The sequence below is a fragment of the Streptomyces sp. NPDC090445 genome (genome assembly GCF_044769385.1).
Classification (GTDB): domain Bacteria; phylum Actinomycetota; class Actinomycetes; order Streptomycetales; family Streptomycetaceae; genus Streptomyces.
This window is the reverse complement of sequence record NZ_JBIVXV010000064.1, coordinates 1-5,066: the sequence shown is the minus strand read 5'-3', so window position 1 is coordinate 5,066 and position 5,066 is coordinate 1. Positions and strand designations below refer to the sequence as shown.

Genomic DNA, 5,066 nt, shown 5'->3' with positions numbered 1-5,066 from the left:
GTTCGTTGCTTCAGAACTAACACAGTGGACGCGAGCAACTGAGGACAAGCCCTCGGCCTATTAGTACCAGTCAGCTCCACCCGTTACCGGGCTTCCACATCTGGCCTATCAACCCAGTCGTCTACTGGGAGCCTTACCCTCTCAAGGAGGTGGGAATACTCATCTTGAAGCAGGCTTCCCGCTTAGATGCTTTCAGCGGTTATCCCTCCCGAACGTAGCCAACCAGCCATGCCCTTGGCAGGACAACTGGCACACCAGAGGTTCGTCCGTCCCGGTCCTCTCGTACTAGGGACAGCCCTTCTCAATATTCCTACGCGCACAGCGGATAGGGACCGAACTGTCTCACGACGTTCTAAACCCAGCTCGCGTACCGCTTTAATGGGCGAACAGCCCAACCCTTGGGACCGACTCCAGCCCCAGGATGCGACGAGCCGACATCGAGGTGCCAAACCATCCCGTCGATATGGACTCTTGGGGAAGATCAGCCTGTTATCCCCGGGGTACCTTTTATCCGTTGAGCGACGGCGCTTCCACAAGCCACCGCCGGATCACTAGTCCCGACTTTCGTCCCTGCTCGACCCGTCGGTCTCACAGTCAAGCTCCCTTGTGCACTTACACTCAACACCTGATTGCCAACCAGGCTGAGGGAACCTTTGGGCGCCTCCGTTACCCTTTGGGAGGCAACCGCCCCAGTTAAACTACCCATCAGACACTGTCCCTGATCCGGATCACGGACCGAGGTTAGACATCCAGCACGACCAGAGTGGTATTTCAACGGCGACTCCACAACCACTGGCGTGGCTGCTTCAAAGTCTCCCACCTATCCTACACAAGCCGAACCGAACACCAATATCAAACTGTAGTAAAGGTCCCGGGGTCTTTCCGTCCTGCTGCGCGAAACGAGCATCTTTACTCGTAGTGCAATTTCACCGGGCCTATGGTTGAGACAGTCGAGAAGTCGTTACGCCATTCGTGCAGGTCGGAACTTACCCGACAAGGAATTTCGCTACCTTAGGATGGTTATAGTTACCACCGCCGTTTACTGGCGCTTAAGTTCTCAGCTTCGCCCCACCGAAATGGAGCTAACCGGTCCCCTTAACGTTCCAGCACCGGGCAGGCGTCAGTCCGTATACATCGCCTTACGGCTTCGCACGGACCTGTGTTTTTAGTAAACAGTCGCTTCTCGCTGGTCTCTGCGGCCACCCCCAGCTCAGAGTGCAAGACTCATCACCAGGCGTGGCCCCCCTTCTCCCGAAGTTACGGGGGCATTTTGCCGAGTTCCTTAACCATAGTTCACCCGAACGCCTCGGTATTCTCTACCTGACCACCTGAGTCGGTTTAGGGTACGGGCCGCCATGAAACTCGCTAGAGGCTTTTCTCGACAGCATAGGATCATCCACTTCGCCACAATCGGCTCGGCATCAGGTCTCAACCTTCATGAGGGACGGATTTGCCTACCCCTCGGCCTACACCCTTACCCCGGGACAACCACCGCCCGGGCTGGACTACCTTCCTGCGTCACCCCATCGCTTACCTACTACAAGTCTGGTCCGTCGGCTCCACCACTCCCCTTCACCCGAAGGATCCAGGACGGCTTCACGGACTTAGCATCGCTCGCCTCGATATTGGGCGTTTCAAAGCGGGTACCGGAATATCAACCGGTTGTCCATCGACTACGCCTGTCGGCCTCGCCTTAGGTCCCGACTTACCCTGGGCAGATCAGCTTGACCCAGGAACCCTTAGTCAATCGGCGCAAGAGTTTCTCACTCTTGTATCGCTACTCATGCCTGCATTCTCACTCGTGAACCGTCCACAACTACCTTCCGGTGCTGCTTCACCCGGCACACGACGCTCCCCTACCCATCACAGCAGGCGTTGGCCCTATTGCTGCAATGACACGACTTCGGCGGTACGCTTGAGCCCCGCTACATTGTCGGCGCGGAATCACTTGACCAGTGAGCTATTACGCACTCTTTCAAGGGTGGCTGCTTCTAAGCCAACCTCCTGGTTGTCTCTGCGACTCCACATCCTTTCCCACTTAGCGTACGCTTAGGGGCCTTAGTCGATGCTCTGGGCTGTTTCCCTCTCGACCATGGAGCTTATCCCCCACAGTCTCACTGCCGTGCTCTCACTTACCGGCATTCGGAGTTTGGCTAAGGTCAGTAACCCGGTAGGGCCCATCGCCTATCCAGTGCTCTACCTCCGGCAAGAAACACACGACGCTGCACCTAAATGCATTTCGGGGAGAACCAGCTATCACGGAGTTTGATTGGCCTTTCACCCCTAACCACAGGTCATCCCCCAGGTTTTCAACCCTGGTGGGTTCGGTCCTCCACGAAGTCTTACCTCCGCTTCAACCTGCCCATGGCTAGATCACTCCGCTTCGGGTCTAGAGCGTGCAACTCAATCGCCCTATTCGGACTCGCTTTCGCTACGGCTTCCCCACACGGGTTAACCTCGCTACACACCGCTAACTCGCAGGCTCATTCTTCAAAAGGCACGCAGTCACGAAGATCCGAAGATCTCGACGCTCCCACGGCTTGTAGGCACACGGTTTCAGGTACTATTTCACTCCGCTCCCGCGGTACTTTTCACCATTCCCTCACGGTACTATCCGCTATCGGTCACCAGGGAATATTTAGGCTTAGCGGGTGGTCCCGCCAGATTCACACGGGATTTCTCGGGCCCCGTGCTACTTGGGAAATGAGCAAGCAAGCCGTACAGATTTCAGCTACGGGGGTCTTACCCTCTACGCCGGACCTTTCGCATGTCCTTCGCCTATCCATACGGTTTCTGACTCGCCTCACAGCCGGCAGACTGCGAAAGCTCACTCCCACAACCCCGCATGCGCAACCCCTGCCGGGTATCACACGCATACGGTTTGGCCTCATCCGGTTTCGCTCGCCACTACTCCCGGAATCACGGTTGTTTTCTCTTCCTGAGGGTACTGAGATGTTTCACTTCCCCTCGTTCCCTCCACACTGCCTATGTGTTCAGCAGTGGGTGACAGCCCATGACGACTGCCGGGTTTCCCCATTCGGACACCCCCGGATCAAAGCTCAGTTGGCAGCTCCCCGGGGCCTATCGCGGCCTCTCACGTCCTTCATCGGTTCCTGGTGCCAAGGCATCCACCGTGCGCCCTTAAAAACTTGGCCACAGATGCTCGCGTCCACTGTGTAGTTCTCAAACAACGACCAGCCACCCACCACCCCACCAGACAAGCTGGCGAGTTCACTGGGGCCGGCACTGAAGACTGACCAACGGCCGTGCCTTCAGGACCCAACAACGTGCCAAGCGCAAGCGCTCTCCGTGAACTCCGTTCCACGCCCGAGGGCAGTACTGGGAGACCTTCAAGTCACTCGCGCCAACTAATCAACGTTCCACCCATGAGCTGACCGTGCAGAACGTTTGTCTGCAATCGGTACTGTGCTCCTTAGAAAGGAGGTGATCCAGCCGCACCTTCCGGTACGGCTACCTTGTTACGACTTCGTCCCAATCGCCAGTCCCACCTTCGACAGCTCCCTCCACAAGGGTTGGGCCACCGGCTTCGGGTGTTACCGACTTTCGTGACGTGACGGGCGGTGTGTACAAGGCCCGGGAACGTATTCACCGCAGCAATGCTGATCTGCGATTACTAGCGACTCCGACTTCATGGGGTCGAGTTGCAGACCCCAATCCGAACTGAGACCGGCTTTTTGAGATTCGCTCCACCTCACGGTATCGCAGCTCATTGTACCGGCCATTGTAGCACGTGTGCAGCCCAAGACATAAGGGGCATGATGACTTGACGTCGTCCCCACCTTCCTCCGAGTTGACCCCGGCGGTCTCCTGTGAGTCCCCATCACCCCGAAGGGCATGCTGGCAACACAGGACAAGGGTTGCGCTCGTTGCGGGACTTAACCCAACATCTCACGACACGAGCTGACGACAGCCATGCACCACCTGTATACCGACCACAAGGGGGGCACTATCTCTAATGCTTTCCGGTATATGTCAAGCCTTGGTAAGGTTCTTCGCGTTGCGTCGAATTAAGCCACATGCTCCGCCGCTTGTGCGGGCCCCCGTCAATTCCTTTGAGTTTTAGCCTTGCGGCCGTACTCCCCAGGCGGGGAACTTAATGCGTTAGCTGCGGCACCGACGACGTGGAATGTCGCCAACACCTAGTTCCCAACGTTTACGGCGTGGACTACCAGGGTATCTAATCCTGTTCGCTCCCCACGCTTTCGCTCCTCAGCGTCAGTAATGGCCCAGAGATCCGCCTTCGCCACCGGTGTTCCTCCTGATATCTGCGCATTTCACCGCTACACCAGGAATTCCGATCTCCCCTACCACACTCTAGCCAGCCCGTATCGAATGCAGACCCGAGGTTAAGCCTCGGGCTTTCACATCCGACGTGACTAGCCGCCTACGAGCTCTTTACGCCCAATAATTCCGGACAACGCTTGCGCCCTACGTATTACCGCGGCTGCTGGCACGTAGTTAGCCGGCGCTTCTTCTGCAGGTACCGTCACTTTCGCTTCTTCCCTGCTGAAAGAGGTTTACAACCCGAAGGCCGTCATCCCTCACGCGGCGTCGCTGCATCAGGCTTTCGCCCATTGTGCAATATTCCCCACTGCTGCCTCCCGTAGGAGTCTGGGCCGTGTCTCAGTCCCAGTGTGGCCGGTCGCCCTCTCAGGCCGGCTACCCGTCGTCGCCTTGGTAGGCCATTACCCCACCAACAAGCTGATAGGCCGCGGGCTCATCCTTCACCGCCGGAGCTTTCCACCACAGGAGATGCCTCCCGCAGTCGTATCCGGTATTAGACCCCGTTTCCAGGGCTTGTCCCAGAGTGAAGGGCAGATTGCCCACGTGTTACTCACCCGTTCGCCACTAATCCACCCCGAAGGGCTTCATCGTTCGACTTGCATGTGTTAAGCACGCCGCCAGCGTTCGTCCTGAGCCAGGATCAAACTCTCCATGAATGTTTACCGGTAATCCGGTGCAACATCAGGTGAGCGGGTCAGCCACGGTCGGAATATGACCGACTGACCACTGCGTCCTCGCTGTGTTGTTGCCTACAAGCACTC

General features: G+C 57.3%; 2 rRNA genes. Both read right to left on the bottom strand.

The window, feature by feature from the left end:
• Positions 1-40: 40 nt before the first annotated feature.
• Positions 41-3,155: ribosomal RNA gene (locus ACIQUT_RS40125) — 23S ribosomal RNA — on the bottom strand.
• A 282-nt stretch (positions 3,156-3,437) separates the two neighbouring features.
• Positions 3,438-4,961: ribosomal RNA gene (locus ACIQUT_RS40120) — 16S ribosomal RNA — on the bottom strand.
• Together the 16S and 23S rRNA genes form the textbook arrangement of a ribosomal RNA operon.
• Positions 4,962-5,066: the final 105 nt, after the last annotated feature.